Here is an 18075-nt window from a genome sequence, read left to right on the forward strand (position 1 = left end):
CCTTTTTTCGCGCTCAGTTCCGCGCGCCCATGCCCAGCGCGAAGGCTTGCCGACGGAGTGGTGGCAGCAGCTTGAGGGCCCAGAGACCGCCGGCACGCATGGCCTGGCTGGGTAGCATATCGGCCAGCAGCGAGCGAAAGAGGGTATCAACCATGCCGCCGGTGCGGGCCAGATCGGGCGCGCGGCTAACGGCATAGCTGTGGCTTGCCTCAATCCCCCAATTGGACCGGGTGCGATCGGCAGTGCGGATAGATGCGAGCAGGTCGGCGACATCCCGCAACCCGAGATTGAGCCCTTGGGCGCCAATTGGCGGGAAAGCGTGGGCCGCTTCGCCAATTAGGGCGAGTCCGTCGCGTCCGGCGGTTTCAACAGTCAATGTCGAGAGCGGAAAAACGAAGCTGGGGGAAGAAAGCACTATCGCGCCGAACAGGTGTTGGGAGCGTTGAGAAATTGCGGATGCCAGCGCCTCGGGCCCGCCTGACTGGACTTGTCGCAGAACCGGTTCTTCATCGATCCATACCAGATTGACCTTGTTCCCGCCGGCTGGAACAAGGGTGAAAGGGCCGTGGGTATAGTGAAACTCGATAGACGTTTCATCGATAGGACGACCCAACTCCAGGTCACATACCAGGGCGGCCTGGGAAAAGTGGTGTTCTCGGGTGGTAATTTTGGCGGCTGCGCGAAGCAGTGATTTCTTGCCATCCGCCCCGACGACGAGTGGGGCACCGAGGATTGTGCCGTCTGCAAGCGTGACCACGCCGAGATCTCCGTCGCGGCGATAATCAGCAACGGCGGCATTGCGAATATCGGGGGCGTTCACTGGCGCGGCCGCCTGAAAGCGGTTGAGCAGGGCAGCATTGGGAAAGTTCCAGCCGAATGCGGGGAGCCCGGCTTCCCTGGCTTCGAACAGGGTTTCGGGTGCTCGGATCAGACGGGGCGTTGCATCGATGATCCGGATCGCAGTGAGCGGGTGTCCAATTTCTCCTGGGTCCGCAATCAGGCCGGCTTGGCGCATGAAATCCACGCTAGGTATCATCAGGGCCGACGTGCGGCGGTCAGGCGGCGCTGTCGGGGCAAGGTGGATGACCTTGAGATTGTTGCGGGCGAGGGAAACTGCGGCTGCGGAGCCGGCAAGTCCACCCCCGACCACGATAATGTCTGCATCCTGTTTCAAACTGCTCTCCAAACCTTGCGGCATGTCAACTGTCCAGTGGCTGGATGCATGTCGCCATAGCAGGGGCGGCGCGGGAGAGGGAGCCGGTTTGATGCCGCACGCTCGCAGAATCCGCATTTACGCCCTTCACCGCAAGCCGGGCGGCCCATAGATTGAACCGCGCGACGACTCGCAATTGCGGAGCTAATGATGCTTGAACTGCTTGCCGACCCCAATGTCTGGATCGCCTTTGCCACGCTCACCGTGATGGAGATCGTGCTGGGCATCGACAACATCGTGTTTATCTCGGTTCTGGTATCGCGCCTGCCGCGTGAGCAGGCCGAGTTCGCCCGCAAGCTCGGCATCGGGCTGGCATTGGTGTTCCGGATCATTTTGCTGCTGCTGATCAGTGTGATCGTGCAGTTGCAGGACCCGGTATTCGAAGCCTTCGGACACGGCTTTTCCTGGAAAGATATCATCCTGATCGCCGGTGGCGGGTTCCTGATCTACAAAGCCACCCACGAAATGCATGCGGCCATCGAAGAGCCGCACGAAGTGGGGTTGGCCGATGCTGCCAAGGCGAGCCTGCAGGCCATTCTGGTGCAGATTGTTATCATCGACATGGTGTTTTCCATCGACTCGATCATTACGGCAGTGGGGATGGTCCCGGCCGATCAGGTGATCGTGATGATCGCGGCGGTGCTGGTGGCTGTTGCGGTGATGTTCTTTGCTTCCGGGCCGATCGCCAAGTTCGTGGCTGACCATCCCACCACCAAGATGCTGGCCCTGGCCTTCCTTCTGCTGATCGGCGTGACGCTGGTGGCTGACGGCCTCGGCTTCCACATTCCCAAGGGCTACATCTATTCGGCGATGGCATTCTCTGTGCTGGTCGAGGCCATCAATATCTTTGCCAAGGGGCGCAGGGCGCGGGCCGGCGGAGACAAGGGCGGCAAGGTAGAGTTCACGCCATTTACCGGTGATACCGGATCGGTGTCGGCTCAGGTTGCCATTGCGGCGATTGACGGGACGGCGGCCGTGACGGTAACGCCAAGCGTGGAAACCGCGTCGGCCAGGCCGCGCACCAAATCGAGCAATGCCAGTCGGTCGCAGTCGCGACCAAAGTCGGCACCGCGCAAGCCAAGGACGCCCAAATGACCAGAGTAGTCGCCGTCAATACAGTCGGTGGACCCGAGCAATTGTCCATTGAAGAGTGGGATGTAGGCGCCCCGGGACCGGGCCAGGTTCGCCTGCGCCAGACAGCCATTGGACTCAATTTCATCGATACCTATCAGCGTTCGGGACTTTATCCGCTGCCGCTGCCCTTTGTGGCCGGCAATGAGGCTGCTGGCGAGGTGGTGGCGGTCGGAGAAGACGTGACGGTTGTCAAGGTCGGCGACCGCGTTTGCTATCAGGGCTCGCCCGGCTCTTATGCCGACGAGCGCCTGATGCCGGTGGAAAAGCTGGTGCCCATTCCCGATGGTGTCGACGACCAGACGGCGGCAGCGGTTCTGCTCAAGGGGCTGACGGCCTATTACCTATTGTTCAAGACTTGGCCAGTGCAGGCAGGTCAAACTATCCTCTGGCATGCGGCGGCGGGCGGCACGGGGCTGATCGCCACCCAGTGGGCGCGGGCCCTGGGGGCAACCGTGATTGGCACAGCCGGTGGACCGGACAAGGTGCAGAAGGCGCTCGATCATGGCTGTCATCATGTCATTGACTACAGCATTGAGGACTTTCCGCGTCTGGTGAAGGAATTCACCGGGGGCAGGGGTGTCGATGTCGTTTATGACGGTGTCGGCAAAGCCACCTTCGAAGGATCGCTCGATTGTTTGCGCCCACGCGGCCTGCTGGCCAGTTTCGGCAATGCTTCGGGCGTGGTCAGCGTCCCTGATCTTGGCATCTTGGCGCGCAAGGGCTCGCTGTTCGTTACGCGTCCGACAGGCGTGCATTACTTTGCAAAGCGGGACGATCTGCTCGAGGGTGCCAAGGCGCTGTTCGATGCGGTGCTGGCCGGTGATATCAAGGTGGAAATTGGCCGGACCTATCCGCTGGCCGATGTGGCCGAGGCGCATCGGGCCCTTGAAGGCCGTGAAACCACCGGGTCGGTGGTGCTGCTGCCATAAGGTGCGATTGGGCGGCGCTAGCCTCTAGACAGGTGGCGCCGCCGCCGCTAAACGCACAGGCAATGGGCAGGTGGCAGAGTGGTCGATTGCTCCGGTCTTGAAAACCGGCGAGGGTGCAAGCCTTCCGGGGGTTCGAATCCCTCCCTGCCCGCCACTCGACCGGGACCACGCAGATGAGCCGCAAGGAACTGGACAATTCGCGCATGCGGCGCATGAAGCGGGCGGCGGCACGCCGCGGATTGACGATTCTGACCTCGGAAAAGGCCAAAGTGCTCGGACAGCCGGGCGGCCATGCCGTGCGCGACGATGAGAGCTTCAAGATTGTCTACGGGGATGAGCCCAAGCCATTTTCGGCGACGCTGGACGATATCGAGTCCTGGCTAGATGGGCTTGATGACGAATCGGAATAGCGCGGCGAAGGCCGCATTGGGTCCCAAGTCGTTGCGGAAAATGGTGTTTCCCGCTCGTACGACAAAATTGTGAAAGCGCGCGAAGCGTAAGCGAGGCTGACCTTGTCGGCAAGACCGGTTCTGCCCCATCAGGGTGGTTTCCGTTATTTAAGCGGTAACGGAATCGACGCACACTCATATTCGTAGGCTCGTCTGGAGCCAGTCTGGTTCCAGACTATTGTGGTCGCGGGCTCCTGCGGAAACCGTCTCCCTACTTCCGCATCCCGCTCCAGTGTGGAGGCGCGTTCCTCATGTTTACCCTGATCAACGCCGACGCCGACGAAGACGACGCCGAAATCACCGATCCCCAGGAAATCGCGGAGCTGTTTGCAGCCATTGCCGCCGTGGCCATCGAGGCCATCGGGGCAGGGCAGGCCCGCACCCTGTTCGAGGCGGTGATCGAGCAGGAGGGGCGCGACCCAAACTGACCGATTGGACCACCCCGATCTCGCATCAAAGATCTTTGGCATTCTGCTGACGCAGGGCTGCTGATGACTATCCTCTTGACGGCATGCAGTTCCATCTGAACGACTGCATGTCCCATGGAACAGCCATCAAACCAGTCCCTGCCCGGCGATGACCGCCACTGGCCAACTTTGCCCCAAATCGTGCTGCTGGGCGATTCCGCCTTGCTGGTCCGCTTCGGTCAAAGCCTTGATGATGCCGCCAACCGGGCCGCGCTGGTGTTTGCAGCACGGTTAGAGGCTGATGGCATTGTCGGCGTTGTCGAGATCGTGCCGAGCCTTGTTTCGGTATTGGTGCGCTATGACCCTGCACAGGTCGGTGTGGCGCGCCTTTCCGGTGAGCTGGCTTTGCGCCTGAGTGGCGATGGTGCGTTCGGCGAGAGCCGAACGCATCGCATCGCGGTGCGCTTTGACGGTCCGGATATCGGTGAAGTTGCGGCCTTGCTAGGCCTGTCGATCGACGGATTCGTCGAAGCGCATAATCGCGGCGGCATGCGCGTGCTTGCGACAGGCTTTGCACCTGGCTTCGTTTATTGCGGGTTTCACGAACAGGCGCTGGCGGTGCCGCGGCGCACTCTCGTGCGGCCCCAGGTGTCGGCCGGGAGTGTATTGTTTGCTGCCGGGCAAACGGCCATTGCGGCGACCGACATACCCACCGGCTGGCACGTTATCGGGCACACTCAGTTTCGCAATTTCGACCCGACGGTCAATCCGCCGACGCAGTTGCGCGCTGGGGACCAGATCATCTTTGAGGTGGTCCTTTGAGCAGCAGCTTGAGAGTAGAACGGGCGGGACCGCTGTGCACAGTGCAGGATGGTGGGCGACAGGGTTTGCTCGCACACGGGATCAGCGCCTCCGGGCCAATGGATATTGATGCACACCGGCTGGCCGGTGCATTGGCGGGTGCAAGTGACAAGACCGGGATCGAGCTGACCCGGGCGGGGCTCGACTTGCTGGTGGAGTCCGGGGGCCTGACTGTGGGCTGGGCGGGTGGCGCGTTCGATGTGCAATTGAACGGAGAACGACGGCCTTGGCCTGGCAGCGCCAGCATTGCGGCCGGTGACCGGCTGTGCATAGCGCCAGGCGCCGCTGGAAATTATGGCTATCTGCGCTTTGGCAAGAAGTTGGACTTGCCGATGGTGCTGGGAAGCAGGGCGACCAGCACAAGGGCAAGGCTGGGTGGCCTGGAGGGGCGCGCCCTGCGCGCGGGCGATGTTCTGAATTTTTCGGAGGAAGGCGGAACGGTGCAATCGGTGTGTTCGCCGGATCCGCCGGAGGCCGGACCTGTCCGGTTCGTCTGGGGAATCCATGCTGATAAGTTTGCGGCGGGCATTCGCCGCAAGTTTGTCGAGACACCGTTTCGCGTGACCAGTGCCATGGACAGGATGGGGGTGCGGCTGGCCGATGAAGGTGGGGTGTTCGCCGGGTCCAGCATATTGTCGCTGATTTCTGATCCGATCCTGCCGGGCGACATCCAGATCCTGGGGGATGGCACGCCGATCGTCCTGATGCGCGATCACCAGCCGACCGGTGGCTATCCGCGGATCGGCACTATCGTGAGCGCGGATCTCGGCCGGTTTGCACAAATCCGTTCCGGTGAGGCCGTTGTATTTGCGCCTGTCAGTGTGGACCATGCGCACCAACTGATGCGGAGCGGCAGGCCATGACTTCTATCGACCTCAACGCGGATCTGGGCGAAGGCATGGGCTCTGATGATGCCTTGTTGCGGATCGTTTCGAGCGCTTCGATCGCTTGTGGCGGACATGCCGGGGATGCTGCTACGATTCGGAGAATTCTCGAGCTATGCAAGGCGAATGGCGTGCGTGCGGGTGCGCATCCAGGTTATGTCGATCCCAAGCGCTTCGGACGGTTTCGCATCGTGATGCCGCTTGAGCAATTGCTTGGCCAGATCAGGGGGCAGCTCCTGTTGGCGCGGCACATTGCCGATGATGTCGGCGTGGCGCTTTCCTATGTCAAACTGCATGGAGCACTCGCCAACCAGACAGCAGAAGAACTGGCCTTTGCCGTGGGCATTTTCGCCAGCATTCAGGCCATGGATCCGCAGATTGCGGTGCTGGCACTGGACAACAGCCAACAGGTGCGCGCCGCCAAGGCGGTTGGCTTGCCGCTGATCCGCGAGGCCTATGCCGACCGGGCCTATACGGCAGAGGGACTATTGGTGTCCCGCAAGGAAGAGGGTGCAGTGATCCACGATGCCGGGGCGGTTATTGCGCGGTGCCTGCGACTGGCTGAGGCAGGCGAGATCGTCGCTATTGACGGCACTGTGCTGAAATCCTCTGCGCGATCCATCTGCCTGCATGGCGACACGCCCGGGGCGGTCGAGCTAGCCCGCGGTGTGCGTTCGGCGCTGGAAGATGCGGGTGTCGAGATTACGCCAACGGCGCCGGAGACGGATGCGATCACCCAACTTTGAAGGCGGGCGACTTGTGGTGCGGGGTAAGTGATAGCTTCTGCCACTCAAGCGTAGCGTTCGTGGCCTTCTCACCTAGAATGGCTCCACTGGAGCGACTTTGCGGCTGCGCCGCCGGCTCGAAGTACCCTGGGCCCCGTGAGGGGGAGAGGGTGAGATCGGCATCATGCCTTGGTTCTCACAGGACCCAGGGTAGCTGGTGCGCCGGTTCAGATTGCCAGATACTCGTGGCGGAGGTCGGCGTTCTCGAGGACCTCCTTGGCTGAACCGGCAAAGGCGACTTCGCCTGTATCCAGAATGACCGCGCGATCTGCCAGCTTGAGCGCCGCCACCGCGTTCTGCTCAACAATCACTGTCGTGATACCCATTGGCTTGATCGAATGAAGAATGCGTTCGATTTCCTGCACGATTACCGGCGCCAGCCCTTCATAGGGCTCGTCGAGCAGCAAGAGTTTGAGGTCGCGCGCCAAGGCCCTTGCGATCGCCAGCATCTGCTGTTCGCCACCCGACAAGGTGACCCCTTCCTGGGTGCGGCGTTCGGCGAGACGCGGGAAGCTTTCATAGATCTGTTCAAGGCTCCACCCATTGCCGGGCGCGACCTTGGCCAGAGTGATGTTCTCCTCGACAGTCAGACCCTGGATGATCCGGCGATCTTCGGGAACGAGCTGAATGCCGGCGCGCGCGGCCTGAAAGCTGCTCATCTGGTGGATCGGCATGCCATCGAGCCAGATTTCGCCCTGCCGCATCTGCGGATTGTCGGTGCGGGCGATGGTGCGCAATGTGGACGTCTTGCCCGCGCCGTTGCGGCCGAGCAAGGCGAGGATTTCGCCCTTTCGGACATCAAGTGAGATTCCCTGCACGATGTAGCTCTCGCCGTAATAGGCGTGCATGTCGCGCACCGAAAAGAAGGGGCGGGTGGTTTCCAGTTCTGCGGCATTGCTGCCGATGGCCGTTTCAGATTGCATGGCGACTGAACTCATCAGTGAGCTCCTCCGAGATAGGCTTCCTGGACCTTGGGGTTGCCGCGCACTTCGTCCGGGGTGCCGTCGGCGATGATGCGACCCTGGGCGAGTACGGAGATCTTGTCGGCAAGCGAGAACACCACATGCATATCATGCTCGATGATCACCTTGGTCATGCCACGGCTTTTGATCTTCTTGAGAAGCTCGATGGTGGTATTGGTGTCATGGCGGCTCATACCGGCCGTTGGTTCGTCGAGCAACAGCAGGCGCGGGTGCTGGATCAGGCACATGGCCAGTTCCATGCGGCGTTTGTCACCGCGGCTGAGGCTGCCAGCCTGCATGTCCCGGCGGTTAAGCATGCCCACATCCTCAAGCATGTGTTCGGCCTCCTCACGGATGGTCGTTTCGCTGTCCAGGGCGCGCAGCATGTTGAGTGTGAAGGTACCATCGCGCTTGGCAAAGGCAGGGATCATGACATTGTGCAAGACTGACAGATCGGAGAAGATTTCCGGCGTCTGGAAGACGCGGGCAATGCCGAGCTGGTTGATCTGGTAGGGCTTGCGACCGGTCAGAATGGCGCCGTCGAATACCACCTGGCCGCTGGACGGCGCCAGCTTGCCGATGATGACGTTGAGCAGGGTCGACTTGCCCGCTCCGTTGGGGCCGATGATGGCGTGGGTCTTGCCCTCCTCGACCTGCAGGTCGATGTCTGCCAGCGCATGAAGACCCCCGAACCGCTTGTGAACGTCCGCCACGTGCAGGACAATATTGGAATTTGCCATATCGCTTGTCCTTATTCTGCGGGCTGATGCTGATGTGACTTGGCGCCAGGCGGGTCGGAGCGGCGGGCGGTCGCCGCCATGCGGCGCACGCCTTCCATGATCCCGCCGGGCAGGAAGATCACGATGATCACAAAGACCAGGCCAAGGGTGAGGTGCCAGCCATCACCTACGAACTTGCTGGTCACCTTGACCACGATTTCGGCGAGCCCTTCGGGCAAGAAGCTCCAGAACTGGGTCAGGATGTTATCATTGAGGGCCGAAAGAATGTTCTCGAAGTATTTTATGATCCAGGCCCCGATCACCGGGCCGACCAGCGTTCCCACGCCGCCCAGAATAGTCATCAGCACGACTTCGCCCGAGGCTGTCCATTGCATGCGTTCGGCACCAGCCAACGGGTCGGTAACGGCGAGCAGGGCGCCGGCCAGGCCAGCATACATTCCCGAAATCACGAACGCAGACAGGGCATAGGGCCGCGTGTTGAACCCGGTGAACTGCATGCGCGTCTGATTGGACTTGATGGATTTGAGCATCATGCCGAATGGCGAGCCAGCAACACGTTGTGCGAAAAAGAACGAGAGGATCAGGAAGCCGGCGCAGAAGTAGAAGCCAGCATAGCCGCCCAGTTGTTGACCCAGCAAGGTGGGGACAGGTTGGCCGACAAATGTTTGCCCGATCGCCGCGTCAAGGACGCGGGGGTCGTTCAGGGTGAGTTGGAGCCCGGTTTCGCCATTGGTAATCGGGGTGAGCACCGAATAGGCCAGATTGTAGCTCATCTGGGCGAAGGCAAGGGTCAGGATCGAGAAGTAGATGCCCGAGCGTCGCAGCGAGAGGAAGCCGATGATCAGGGCGAACAGGCCCGAGATCAGAACGGCAAAGATCATGGCGGGAATGGCGTCCAGTGTCAGCAGCTTGAATGACCAGACTGCCGCATATGAGCCGACGCCGAAGAAAGCGGCGTGGCCGAAGCTGAGATAGCCGGTGAGACCAAACAGGATATTGAAGCCGACGGCGAAGATGCCGAAGATCATGAAGCGCTGCAGCAGGTCCGGATAGCCGGCGCCGAAAGGCGTGAGCCAGATCGGCATGGTCAGCACCACGACGGTGAAGCCCAGAAGAAGCAACAGATCATTGCGGGACATGAAGTTGGCCATGTCAGCTCTCCATCACACCGCGGCGGCCCATCAGACCACGCGGGCGAACCAGTAGAATAACGACGGCAACGAGATAGATGATGATCTGATCGATGCCGGGAATGACGTCCTTGACCTGGGTCATGGACGCAAAGGACTGCAGAATGCCCAGCAGGAAGCCAGCGGCGACGGCGCCGGGCAGGGAGCCCATGCCGCCCACGACCACCACCACAAAGGAAAGGACCAGGAAATCCATGCCGAGATGGTAATTGGGTGGGAGCAGGGGCGTGTACATCACGCCCGCCATGCCTGCGACGACCGCAGCCAGGCCGAACATGATGGTGAAGCGCCGATCAATATTGATCCCCAGTAGCCCCACTGTCTCACGATCCGCCATGCCGGCGCGCACCACCATGCCGAAGGTCGTGAACTGGAGGAAGGCAAAGACGCCGCCAATGACAATGGCCGAGAAGAGGAAATAGATCAGGCGCCAAAGCGGGTAGGTGATGACGTTGGCCTGGAACCCAATCCAGGAGCCGATGTCAGCCGCGCCGCGCAGATCGGTGGGCATGGGCTGGGGGATGGGGTTGGGTCCGAAGATTGACTTGATCACTTCCTGCGCCACGATGGCCAGGCCGAAGGTCACCAGGATCTGCTCGGCGTGGGGGCGCTTGTAGAAGTGCTTGATGATGCCGCGTTCCAGCGCGATGCCGAGAAGCAGCATGATCGGGATGGTGATCAGGATCGAGAAGGGTACGGAGTAATTGACCAGTACCGCGCCGAAATCTCCAAACCAAGCCTGCACCAGCGGGGTGCGGATTTCCAGTGGGGCGCCCCAGGGTGATGTCTGGGTCGGGTCGATGGTGACGGTTTCAAGGGTCAGGAACTGACGGAACATAACGGCACAAAAGGCACCAAGCATGAACAAGGCGCCATGGGCAAAATTCACGACCCCAAGCGTGCCGAACACCAGGGTGAGACCAAGGGCGATCAGCGCATATGCGGCGCCTTTGTCGAGCCCGTTGAGAAATTGCAGAAAGATGACTTCGAACATTTGATGCTCCGCTAGTGGCGAGGTCCTCACGATCCCCGCGCGACGCCGTCACCGGATGCTCCGAAGACCCCGTTCTGCAGGTGTGCAGGCGGGAGCACCCGGCGGACCGGGCACTGGCGGACCTGAAGGGGCAAGGATCGCTCCCTGCCCCCTTGCTGGTTTAGGCGCAGACAGGGGCCGGTTCTGCCGGGCCGAGTTCGCCGCCGAAGATGGAGGGGTCGTAGTCGACGGTTGCAGCGTCGACTTCCTCGACCACGTTGAGCACGTCGTATTCGCTGGTGGGGGCATCATTGCCCTGCACCACGAGCACGGACTTCATGCATTGGTGATCTTCGGCGCGATAGAGCGTGCGGCCATTGCCCATGCCGTCGAACTCGTGGCCTTCCAGCGCCTTGATGACTTCGGGCGGATAGAAGGTGCCTGCGCGTTCCACTGCGTCTGCATAGAGCAGCGTCTGCACGTAGCACGTGTGCGCGGCCTGCGAGGGCGGGGAGCCATAGGCAGCACCGAACGACTTGGTAAAGGCGATGGAGCCAGGGTCCTGCAGGTTCCAGTGCCAGTTCGACGTGCCAAAGATGCCCTTGATGTTCTCACCGGCGCCCTTGGCCATCAGTTCGGAGAACAGCGGCACGACGATCTGGAAATCCTTTCCGTTGGCCTGACGATCGCGCATGCCGAACTGGACCGCCTGGGTCAGCGAATTCACCATGTCATTGCCGTAGTGGTTCAGGATCAGGACATCCGCACCGGAGTTGAGAACCGGGGTGAGGAACTGCGAGAAGTCGCCTGCACCAAGCGGGGTGCGCACGGCCTCCACAGTGTCCCAACCAAGGGCCTCGGTGGTGTTCTTGATCGATTCTTCCTGGGTCCAGCCCCAAGTGTAGTCGGCAGTCAGGTGATAGGCGCGACGGTCATTGCCATAGGCATTGCTTAGCACCGGACCCAACGCCGTGCCGGACTGATAAGCATTGAAGAAATGACGGAAGCCGTAGCGCCGCTTGTCCTTGCCGGTGGTGTCATTGGAATGGGTCAGGCCCGCCATGAAGATGACGCCCATTTCCTGGCACAGGCCCTGCACGGCAACGGCTTCGCCCGAGGACGAACCGCCGGTGATCATGATGGCGCCATCGCGTTCGATCATGCGAGTGGCACCGGCACGGGCCACGTCGGACTTGGTCTGGCTGTCGGATGTGACATAGCCGACCTTCTTGCCCAGGATACCATTGCCTGTCAGTGCAGATGGGGTCAGGACGTTGAGCAGACCACCGTCGCCTTCACCATTGAGATGGGCAATGGCCAGCTCATAGGCTTTCTGTTCGTCTGCGCCTTCTTCTGCGTAGGCACCTGTCAAAGGCAGATTGAGGCCAAGGGTAACCGTGTCGCCAGTCGGATTGTTGCAGAATTCCTGCGCCCAGGCGCCTTTGGTGAACATCATGGGGGCCACGCCCGAACCGATAATGCCGGCCATACCTGTCTGCAGAAGCCTGCGGCGGGACATCCCGCTCTTCAGAATTGTCATCGATCTCCTCCTTATGGCGCGGGGCGACCGATACTTTGCCAGTCACTCACCGCCTGCCCAGTATTCGACATATTTGAAAACGCCTGCAATAGAGCATTGTAATTCCTATGGAAAATTGTAAATTGTTGTTCTTGTGATTGGGTCTTGTTGTCAATTCGTTGACAACTTGGTGGATCAAGGGAGGTTGGCCATGCGTGCACCAATCGGGTTCCGGATCAGCAACAGGCGGAAATCACTCAAGATTTCCCAGGCGGCGCTGGCCCGATTGGTGGGCATATCGCCGAGCTATCTCAATCTAATTGAAAACAACAAACGCGACGTTGGCGGAGCGCTATTGCAGCGCGTGGCACTGCATCTGAACATCGACATCGACGATCTGACAGGGCAGGCCGAACAGAAACTGTTACAAGACCTGGAAGAGGCCTATGCCGAACCTATGGTCGAGTCGCTGCCATTTCAGCCCGACGAGCGGCGGCAAATGGTTGCGCAGTATCCCGCCAGCGCGCAGGCTATGGCGCGATTGCATCGTGCCTATGCCGAGGCGGTGGCCAGTGCTGACGCCTTTGCCGACCGTTTGCGTTCTGATCCCTTGCTGAGCCAATTGCTGCACCAGGTGCTTTCCGGGGTTACCGCAGTGCGCTCGAGCGCGGAAATTCTTGAAGAGGTGGTCGACCTGGACGAGGGCGAGCGCGGGCGGTTTCTTGCCTCGATCGGGCGGGAGACCCGCAATCTTGGCGCGGTAGCGCGCAATCTGATCGGCCATTTCGAGAATGCCAGCGCCAGCCGGCGCAGCGTTTCGGCGGCGCGCGAGATCGATGACCTGCTCATCGAGCGGACGAATTATTTTCCAGCACTGGAAGTCGCCGCAGAAGGCCTGCGGCTGGACGTTGAGCGACACGGAATATTTGGGCCGGAAAGCCTTGTGGCGGCGCTCGAGACGCAGTTCGGCGTGCGGATCGCCATCGGCGGGCCGCCGCCATCAGGTCCGGCAGATTTTCCGGGGCAGTATCGCTATTTTCCTGAGCTGGCGACCATGTGGCTGCAGGGCGCGACGACGCTGGCTACGCGACAGTTCCAGCTTTCCCGGCTCTACGGCGAGCTGGCCGCCGGATCGACTATTGATGCGGAGCTGGCCGAGTCCAACCTAGCGTCTCCTGCGGCTCTGCGGTTAGCGCGACGGGCGCTTGGATCTTATCTGGCCGGCGCGATGGTGTTTCCCTATTCCCGTTTCCTGGAGCAGGCAGAGACGACGCGCTATGACATCGACCAGCTTCGTCAAGTTTATTATGCCAGCTACGAACAGGTTGCCCATCGTCTGGTCTCGCTTCGCCGCCCCGGTGAGGAGGGTGTCCCGTTCGGCTTTCTGCGCTCAGATCCAGCCGGCCGGCTGACCAAACATTTTCCGTTGCCCGGCTTGCTGCTGCCCTATTCGGGGCACGCCTGCCCCCTATGGGCGATCTATGGCGCTTTTCGTACGCCTGACATGCCGGTGCGCCAGGTGGTGCGGTTCTCGGACGGCTCGCGTTATCTCTTTGTCGCCCGTACGGTGCAGCGCCGGGCTGCGGCATTTCACGAACCACCTGTGATGGCCTCGGTCATGCTGGCCTGCAATGTGTTGCATGCGGACAAGACGGTCTATGCGCAAGGCCTGGACCTGGGCAATACCGGTGCCGATGTGGAAGTTGGCCCAACCTGCCGGCTGTGCACGCGTTCGAACTGTGCCAGCCGGCAGGAAGAGCCCTTGGCGCCGGCTCCGGGCCGCGAAAATCTGCGCACCGCCCTGGTCCCCAATGGTTTTGCCCTTGGCGAGGGCGGGTGATTGCGATTTAGTAGCGCCATTCGCGGAGGGGAGACCGCGAATAATGGGGGGAACATTGGCCATCGATATTTTGATCGCCGAAGATGAGCCTAGCATTCTGGAGTCGCTCGACTTTATTCTGCGCCGGGCAGGGTGGAGCGTGGAATCGGTCACCGATGGCGAGGCTGTGCTTGAGCATGTGCGCCGAGAGTCGCCGCGCATCCTGGTTCTTGATGTCATGCTGCCCAAGCGCAGCGGCTTCGACGTGCTCAAACAATTGCGCTCCGAAGAGCTGACCAGGGTCTTGCCGGTCTTGATCCTGACCGCCAAAGGGCAGCAGCAAGACCGGCGCATAGCCGAGGAATTGGGAGCCGATGGTTTTGTGACCAAGCCCTATTCCAACGCTGAAGTAGTGGGAGCAGTACGCCAATTGCTGGGTGATGATGACCGCGCGGCGTAAGCTGGAGAGCGGTGTTTTCGTCTTTGCGGTGTTCGGTGCGCTGCTGATTATTCCGCCGTTGGTATATATCTTCAATCACCCGATCCTGTTTTTCGGGATTCCACAGATCGTCGTTTATCTGTTCGGGGTCTGGGCGCTGATGGTCATCGGCGCCGGCATTCTGACGCATTATCTGCCCCATGCCTCTGACGAGGATAGCCACGAAGGGGACGAGTGATGCTTTCGGCCGACTTCGTCATTGTGACAGCTATCGTCTATGTGGGGCTGCTGTTCATTCTGGCCTATTTCGGCGACCGGCATACGCGCGCCAACAAGTCGTCTTTCCTGCGCTCGCCGGCAGTCTACACACTCTCGATTTCGGTCTATTGCACGAGTTGGACCTTTTACGGAGCCGTCGGCAATGCCGCGCGTGGCGGGCTCGAGTTCCTGACCATCTATCTTGGGCCCACTATTGTTTTTGTCGGCTGGTGGTTCATATTGCGCAAGCTGGTCCGGATTGGACGCATGCAGGCCATTACCTCGATCGCCGATCTGTTGTCGTCGCGCTATGGCAAGTCGAGCCGGTTGGCCGTGCTGGTGACGCTGATCGCCGTGATTGGCATCACTCCTTATATTGCGCTGCAGCTCAAGGCCATTACGGCCTCTATCCAGGTGGTGGCAGAATCAGCCGAGGGAGCGCGTGGCAGTCTTGTGGGTGTGGACGATGGTGCCCTGGCGTTCGGTATCGCTGCGGGCATGGCGCTGTTCACCATTCTGTTCGGCACGCGGAATGTCGATGCTAAGGAGCAGCACCATGGCGTGGTTGCCGCCATTGCGTTCGAGGCAGTGGTCAAACTCGCGGCGCTGCTGGCTGTCGGCGTATTCGTCACTTTCGGGCTGGGTGGCGGCTTTGAGTCGATCTATCGCGGCGCTGAGGCGGCAGGTATCGCGATCTATGAAGACGACCCTTTCGGCCCGCGCTGGGTGGCGATGACGGTGCTGTCGGCCGCTGCGATCATCTGCCTGCCGCGCCAGTTCCAGATCACCGTGGTCGAAAACGCCAATGAGGATCACCTGCGCGTCGCAGGCTGGGCCTTCCCCGCCTATTTGCTGCTGATGAGCGTGTTTACGCTGCCCATTGCGCTTTATGGCATGACCGTCATGCCAGAGGGTGCCAATCCGGACATGTTCGTGCTGACGTTGCCACTGTCCGAAGGGCAATCCGGTATTGCATTGCTTGCCTTTATCGGCGGTTTCTCATCTGCGACATCAATGATTATCGTGGCCTCGATCGCCTTGTCGATCATGGTGTCGAACCACATCATCATGCCGATCATCCTGCGCTCGTCCAATGTTGGGCAGGGCGACGGGCAGGGCGTGCGCCGCCTGCTGCTGCTGAGCCGCCGAGTGTCGATCGGGGTGATCCTGACCCTGGGCTTTCTCTATTTCTCGCTGACTGGCGATGATGCGCTGGCGCCAATCGGACTTATTTCCTTTGCTGGTGTCGCGCAGTTTCTGCCGGCTATCCTGGCAGGTCTCTACTGGCGCGAGGCCGCACAACGCGGGGCGGCGAGTGGTATCCTGGTTGGATTTGTTGTCTGGGCCTGGACTATGTTTCTGCCCAGTTTTGAAACGGTGTTGCCCTGGGTGTCGGACGTCATGGAAAGTGGCCCATGGGGCATTGGTTTCCTGCGGCCGGAAAACCTGTTCGGTCTGAATGGACTCGATCCTCTGGTGCACTCGGTGTTCTGGAGCCTGCTGCTCAACAGCGTCTTTCTGGTCATCGGTTCGCTTGTATCAAACCAGTCTGCGCTCGAGCGGATCCAGGCGGCTGCCTTTGTCGATGTGTTCCGCCGCCGCCCCTTTGCCCATCGCGGATTTATGCCCGGATCGGCGACGGCGAATGACCTCTATTTCGTGGCCGAGCGCGTGCTGGGTGAAAAGCGGGCCGCGACGCTGTTCGAGACTGCAGCGCAGGAACGGGGTGTCGAACCGGCGATGCTGGAGCCCACGCCCGAGTTCATCTCCCGGCTTGAGCGCGAGTTGGCCGGATCCATCGGTTCGGCCTCGGCGCATGTGATGCTGGCAAAAGTGGTGGCTGGCGGCGACGTGTCGCTCGAAGAGATGATGCAGATGGCCGATGAAACCCAGCAGGTGATCGAGTACTCCCAGGAGTTGGAAAAGACCTCCGCGGAGTTGCGGGTCACTGCACGCAAGCTGGAAGACGCCAATGCGCAATTGCGCGAGCTGGACAGCCAGAAGGACGAGTTTCTCAGCCAGGTGAGCCACGAAGTGCGCACACCGATGACCTCAATCCGTTCGTTCTCCGAAATCCTGATGGAGCCGGGGGAGCTCAATGACGGGCAGCGGCAAAGGTTTATCTCCACGATTCACAATGAGAGCCTGCGCCTGACCAGGCTTCTCGACGAAATACTGGACCTTAGTGCACTTGAGCGAGGAGAGCGTAGCTGGCAGAACGCGCCGGTGGATGCAGAGGAGGCCCTGGATCGGGCTGTCGCCGTCTGTGACGCCTTGCTGCGGCAGAAGGGCATGCGGGTGGAGTTTGGCGACAGGGCGCACACCACCATGGTCGACGGTGACAGCGACCGGCTCTGTCAGGTGTTCATCAACCTGATATCTAATGCGGTAAAGTACAATGATGCCGATCATCCCATCGTTCGGGTGAGTTCGGCGGTGCGAGCAGGTCAGTTCGTGGTCGAGGTGGCCGATAATGGCCCGGGTATTTCCAAGACGGATAGGAAGCTCATTTTCGAGAAGTTCTGGCGTGGCGTAGAAGGCGGCGGAGATCAAGGTGGTGCTGGCCTAGGCCTGGCCATCAGCCGGCAGATAGTGGCCCGGATGAACGGGACGCTGGAACTGGTGCCCGGACCCCTGCCAGGGGCGTGTTTCCGGGTGCGGCTGCCGGTCATTAAATAGGGGCGGTCAGCCCTGGCCTTCGTCCGGAATGTTAAGTAGGTGGCCGCAGGCCTTGCAGTGAACAGCGTCTGGCTCATGGCGATGCAAACCGCATTGGGGGCAAGAGAAATTCACCTTGGCCGGACGGAAGATGAGCTGGGCAAGCCGAACAAACAACGAAATTCCGACGATCATGACAACAACCGAGACCAGCTTGCCGAAGGTGCCCGGCAGAACGATGTCGCCAAAGCCGGTCGTGGTCATGGTGGTGACGGTGAAATAGAGTGCATCGACATAGCCGGCGATGCCGGAATCGCGGCGTGCAAAGGCGGTATAGACGAAGCCGGTGACCACGAAGATAAAGACCAGCAGGTTGATGACGGCCTGCACGGTGTCGCGATATGCGCCCAAGCCCCGTTTTTCGAGAGGCCGCCAAACCATGCTGGAGCGGGACAATGTCCAGAGGCGCAGGATGCGCAAGAATCCCAAGTTGAACAGCCAAGTGGGTGCAAGCAGTGTGATCAGGATGAAGACGTCAATGATCACCGGCAATTGCCTTAGCCAGCGCATGGGATGGGTCGCGGCGAGGCCCCTCGCGATCAGATCAAGGGCCAGGATCGCGGCGATCGAATAATCGATCCAGAGAAAAGTTTCGGTTTCCCGAAGCAGCGGCGTGGCGATGAAAAAGGCAATTATGGCCAAGTCGACAAGCAGGATGATGCTCTGAAAGCGCAAGGCTTTGGCCGACTGGCCATGATAGAGGAGCCGCAATCTGGAGCGGAGCCGGTCAAAGCGAGATTCTTCAGCGTCTTCTATGGGGGATCGTTCGGAGGAGGCCACTCTGGCTCACTTCTT

General features: G+C 60.6%; 18 protein-coding genes and 1 tRNA gene. 12 read left to right on the forward strand and 7 right to left on the reverse strand.

The annotated features are described in order from the left end of the window. Nucleotides 1-13: 13 nt before the first annotated feature. A complete protein-coding gene (locus DDE76_RS05645; RefSeq protein ID WP_157955674.1) occupies nucleotides 14-1174 on the reverse strand; it encodes an FAD-dependent monooxygenase in 1161 nt (386 codons plus the stop codon). A gap of 189 nt (nucleotides 1175-1363) precedes the next feature. Between DDE76_RS05645 and DDE76_RS05650 the strand changes: the two genes are divergently transcribed. From DDE76_RS05650 to DDE76_RS05680, 8 genes are all read left to right on the forward strand, one after another. Then, entirely contained in the window at nucleotides 1364-2308 is a 945-nt protein-coding gene (locus DDE76_RS05650; RefSeq protein ID WP_104895023.1) for a TerC family protein, read from the forward strand. Beyond that, nucleotides 2305-3276, forward strand: coding sequence for a quinone oxidoreductase family protein (locus tag DDE76_RS05655; protein WP_104894257.1), 972 nt, complete (start codon nucleotides 2305-2307; stop codon nucleotides 3274-3276). Before DDE76_RS05650 ends, DDE76_RS05655 begins: the two co-directional genes overlap by 4 nt. Nucleotides 3277-3340: 64 nt before the next feature. Further along, nucleotides 3341-3430 (forward strand) — tRNA-Ser (locus tag DDE76_RS05660). A gap of 19 nt (nucleotides 3431-3449) precedes the next feature. Then, nucleotides 3450-3686: a hypothetical protein gene (locus tag DDE76_RS05665; RefSeq protein WP_104894258.1), complete on the forward strand. Its 237-nt coding sequence runs from the start codon at nucleotides 3450-3452 to the stop codon at nucleotides 3684-3686. A gap of 290 nt (nucleotides 3687-3976) precedes the next feature. Next, entirely contained in the window at nucleotides 3977-4153 is a 177-nt protein-coding gene (locus DDE76_RS19505) for a hypothetical protein (protein WP_157289253.1), read from the forward strand. A gap of 114 nt (nucleotides 4154-4267) precedes the next feature. Continuing rightward, nucleotides 4268-4954, forward strand: coding sequence for a 5-oxoprolinase subunit B family protein (locus DDE76_RS05670; protein WP_104894259.1), 687 nt, complete (start codon nucleotides 4268-4270; stop codon nucleotides 4952-4954). Nucleotides 4955-4995: 41 nt separating this feature from the next. Then, complete coding sequence (locus DDE76_RS05675) at nucleotides 4996-5856, forward strand: 5-oxoprolinase subunit C family protein (RefSeq protein WP_281261856.1); 861 nt, start codon at nucleotides 4996-4998, stop codon at nucleotides 5854-5856. After that, nucleotides 5853-6623: a LamB/YcsF family protein gene (locus DDE76_RS05680; protein ID WP_104894261.1), complete on the forward strand. Its 771-nt coding sequence runs from the start codon at nucleotides 5853-5855 to the stop codon at nucleotides 6621-6623. The genes DDE76_RS05675 and DDE76_RS05680 overlap by 4 nt, the downstream gene beginning before the upstream one ends. Before the next feature lie 206 nt (nucleotides 6624-6829). On the opposite strand, the gene DDE76_RS05685 is transcribed toward DDE76_RS05680, so the two are convergent. From DDE76_RS05685 to DDE76_RS05705, 5 genes are all read right to left on the reverse strand, one after another. After that, nucleotides 6830-7585 carry an ABC transporter ATP-binding protein gene (locus DDE76_RS05685; RefSeq protein ID WP_245891821.1) on the reverse strand — a complete coding sequence of 252 codons (756 nt, stop codon included), beginning with the start codon at nucleotides 7583-7585 and terminating at the stop codon, nucleotides 6830-6832. A 14-nt stretch (nucleotides 7586-7599) separates the two neighbouring features. Further along, a complete protein-coding gene (locus DDE76_RS05690; protein WP_104894263.1) occupies nucleotides 7600-8364 on the reverse strand; it encodes an ABC transporter ATP-binding protein in 765 nt (254 codons plus the stop codon). 11 nt (nucleotides 8365-8375) lie between these two features. Further along, nucleotides 8376-9515 carry a branched-chain amino acid ABC transporter permease gene (locus DDE76_RS05695; RefSeq protein WP_198650847.1) on the reverse strand — a complete coding sequence of 380 codons (1140 nt, stop codon included), beginning with the start codon at nucleotides 9513-9515 and terminating at the stop codon, nucleotides 8376-8378. A 1-nt stretch (nucleotide 9516) separates the two neighbouring features. Beyond that, on the reverse strand, nucleotides 9517-10548 hold the full coding sequence (locus DDE76_RS05700; protein WP_104894264.1) for a branched-chain amino acid ABC transporter permease: 1032 nt from the start codon (nucleotides 10546-10548) through the stop codon (nucleotides 9517-9519). A gap of 160 nt (nucleotides 10549-10708) precedes the next feature. Next, on the reverse strand, nucleotides 10709-12067 hold the full coding sequence (locus tag DDE76_RS05705; RefSeq protein WP_104894265.1) for a substrate-binding protein: 1359 nt from the start codon (nucleotides 12065-12067) through the stop codon (nucleotides 10709-10711). 190 nt (nucleotides 12068-12257) lie between these two features. Here DDE76_RS05705 and DDE76_RS05710 point away from each other — a divergent pair, with 190 nt between their 5' ends. Genes DDE76_RS05710 through DDE76_RS05725 form a run of 4 tightly spaced genes read left to right on the forward strand, consistent with a single transcriptional unit; the run spans nucleotide 12258 to nucleotide 17241 of the window. After that, nucleotides 12258-13886 (forward strand): helix-turn-helix domain-containing protein, encoded by a 1629-nt coding sequence (locus tag DDE76_RS05710; protein ID WP_104894266.1) that lies wholly within the window; start codon nucleotides 12258-12260, stop codon nucleotides 13884-13886. Between the two features lie 55 nt (nucleotides 13887-13941). Continuing rightward, complete coding sequence (locus DDE76_RS05715) at nucleotides 13942-14325, forward strand: response regulator transcription factor (RefSeq protein ID WP_104894267.1); 384 nt, start codon at nucleotides 13942-13944, stop codon at nucleotides 14323-14325. Further along, entirely contained in the window at nucleotides 14309-14542 is a 234-nt protein-coding gene (locus DDE76_RS05720; protein WP_104894268.1) for a hypothetical protein, read from the forward strand. The genes DDE76_RS05715 and DDE76_RS05720 overlap by 17 nt, the downstream gene beginning before the upstream one ends. After that, the gene (locus tag DDE76_RS05725; protein ID WP_104894269.1) at nucleotides 14542-17241 is read left to right on the forward strand and encodes a sensor histidine kinase; all 2700 of its coding nucleotides are present in this window, start codon (nucleotides 14542-14544) and stop codon (nucleotides 17239-17241) included. The genes DDE76_RS05720 and DDE76_RS05725 overlap by 1 nt, the downstream gene beginning before the upstream one ends. A 6-nt stretch (nucleotides 17242-17247) precedes the next feature. On the opposite strand, the gene DDE76_RS05730 is transcribed toward DDE76_RS05725, so the two are convergent. After that, nucleotides 17248-18060 carry a potassium channel family protein gene (locus DDE76_RS05730; protein WP_104894270.1) on the reverse strand — a complete coding sequence of 271 codons (813 nt, stop codon included), beginning with the start codon at nucleotides 18058-18060 and terminating at the stop codon, nucleotides 17248-17250. Nucleotides 18061-18075 lie beyond the last annotated feature (15 nt).

Source organism: Devosia indica, from assembly GCF_003056405.1.
In the GTDB taxonomy this organism is placed as follows: domain Bacteria; phylum Pseudomonadota; class Alphaproteobacteria; order Rhizobiales; family Devosiaceae; genus Devosia; species Devosia indica.

Bases quoted from the DNA above. Each gene is read 5' to 3' on its own strand.
- DDE76_RS05650 (WP_104895023.1), top strand. From the start codon at position 1,364: ATGCTTGAACTGCTTGCCGACCCCAATGTCTGGATCGCCTTTGCCACG.
- DDE76_RS05655 (WP_104894257.1), top strand. From the start codon at position 2,305: ATGACCAGAGTAGTCGCCGTCAATACAGTCGGTGGACCCGAGCAATTG.
- DDE76_RS05665 (WP_104894258.1), top strand. From the start codon at position 3,450: ATGAGCCGCAAGGAACTGGACAATTCGCGCATGCGGCGCATGAAGCGG.
- DDE76_RS19505 (WP_157289253.1), top strand. From the start codon at position 3,977: ATGTTTACCCTGATCAACGCCGACGCCGACGAAGACGACGCCGAAATC.
- DDE76_RS05670 (WP_104894259.1), top strand. From the start codon at position 4,268: ATGGAACAGCCATCAAACCAGTCCCTGCCCGGCGATGACCGCCACTGG.
- DDE76_RS05680 (WP_104894261.1), top strand. From the start codon at position 5,853: ATGACTTCTATCGACCTCAACGCGGATCTGGGCGAAGGCATGGGCTCT.
- DDE76_RS05685 (WP_245891821.1), bottom strand. From the start codon at position 7,585: ATGCAATCTGAAACGGCCATCGGCAGCAATGCCGCAGAACTGGAAACC.
- DDE76_RS05690 (WP_104894263.1), bottom strand. From the start codon at position 8,364: ATGGCAAATTCCAATATTGTCCTGCACGTGGCGGACGTTCACAAGCGG.
- DDE76_RS05695 (WP_198650847.1), bottom strand. From the start codon at position 9,515: ATGGCCAACTTCATGTCCCGCAATGATCTGTTGCTTCTTCTGGGCTTC.
- DDE76_RS05700 (WP_104894264.1), bottom strand. From the start codon at position 10,548: ATGTTCGAAGTCATCTTTCTGCAATTTCTCAACGGGCTCGACAAAGGC.
- DDE76_RS05705 (WP_104894265.1), bottom strand. From the start codon at position 12,067: ATGACAATTCTGAAGAGCGGGATGTCCCGCCGCAGGCTTCTGCAGACA.
- DDE76_RS05710 (WP_104894266.1), top strand. From the start codon at position 12,258: ATGCGTGCACCAATCGGGTTCCGGATCAGCAACAGGCGGAAATCACTC.
- DDE76_RS05720 (WP_104894268.1), top strand. From the start codon at position 14,309: ATGACCGCGCGGCGTAAGCTGGAGAGCGGTGTTTTCGTCTTTGCGGTG.
- DDE76_RS05725 (WP_104894269.1), top strand. From the start codon at position 14,542: ATGCTTTCGGCCGACTTCGTCATTGTGACAGCTATCGTCTATGTGGGG.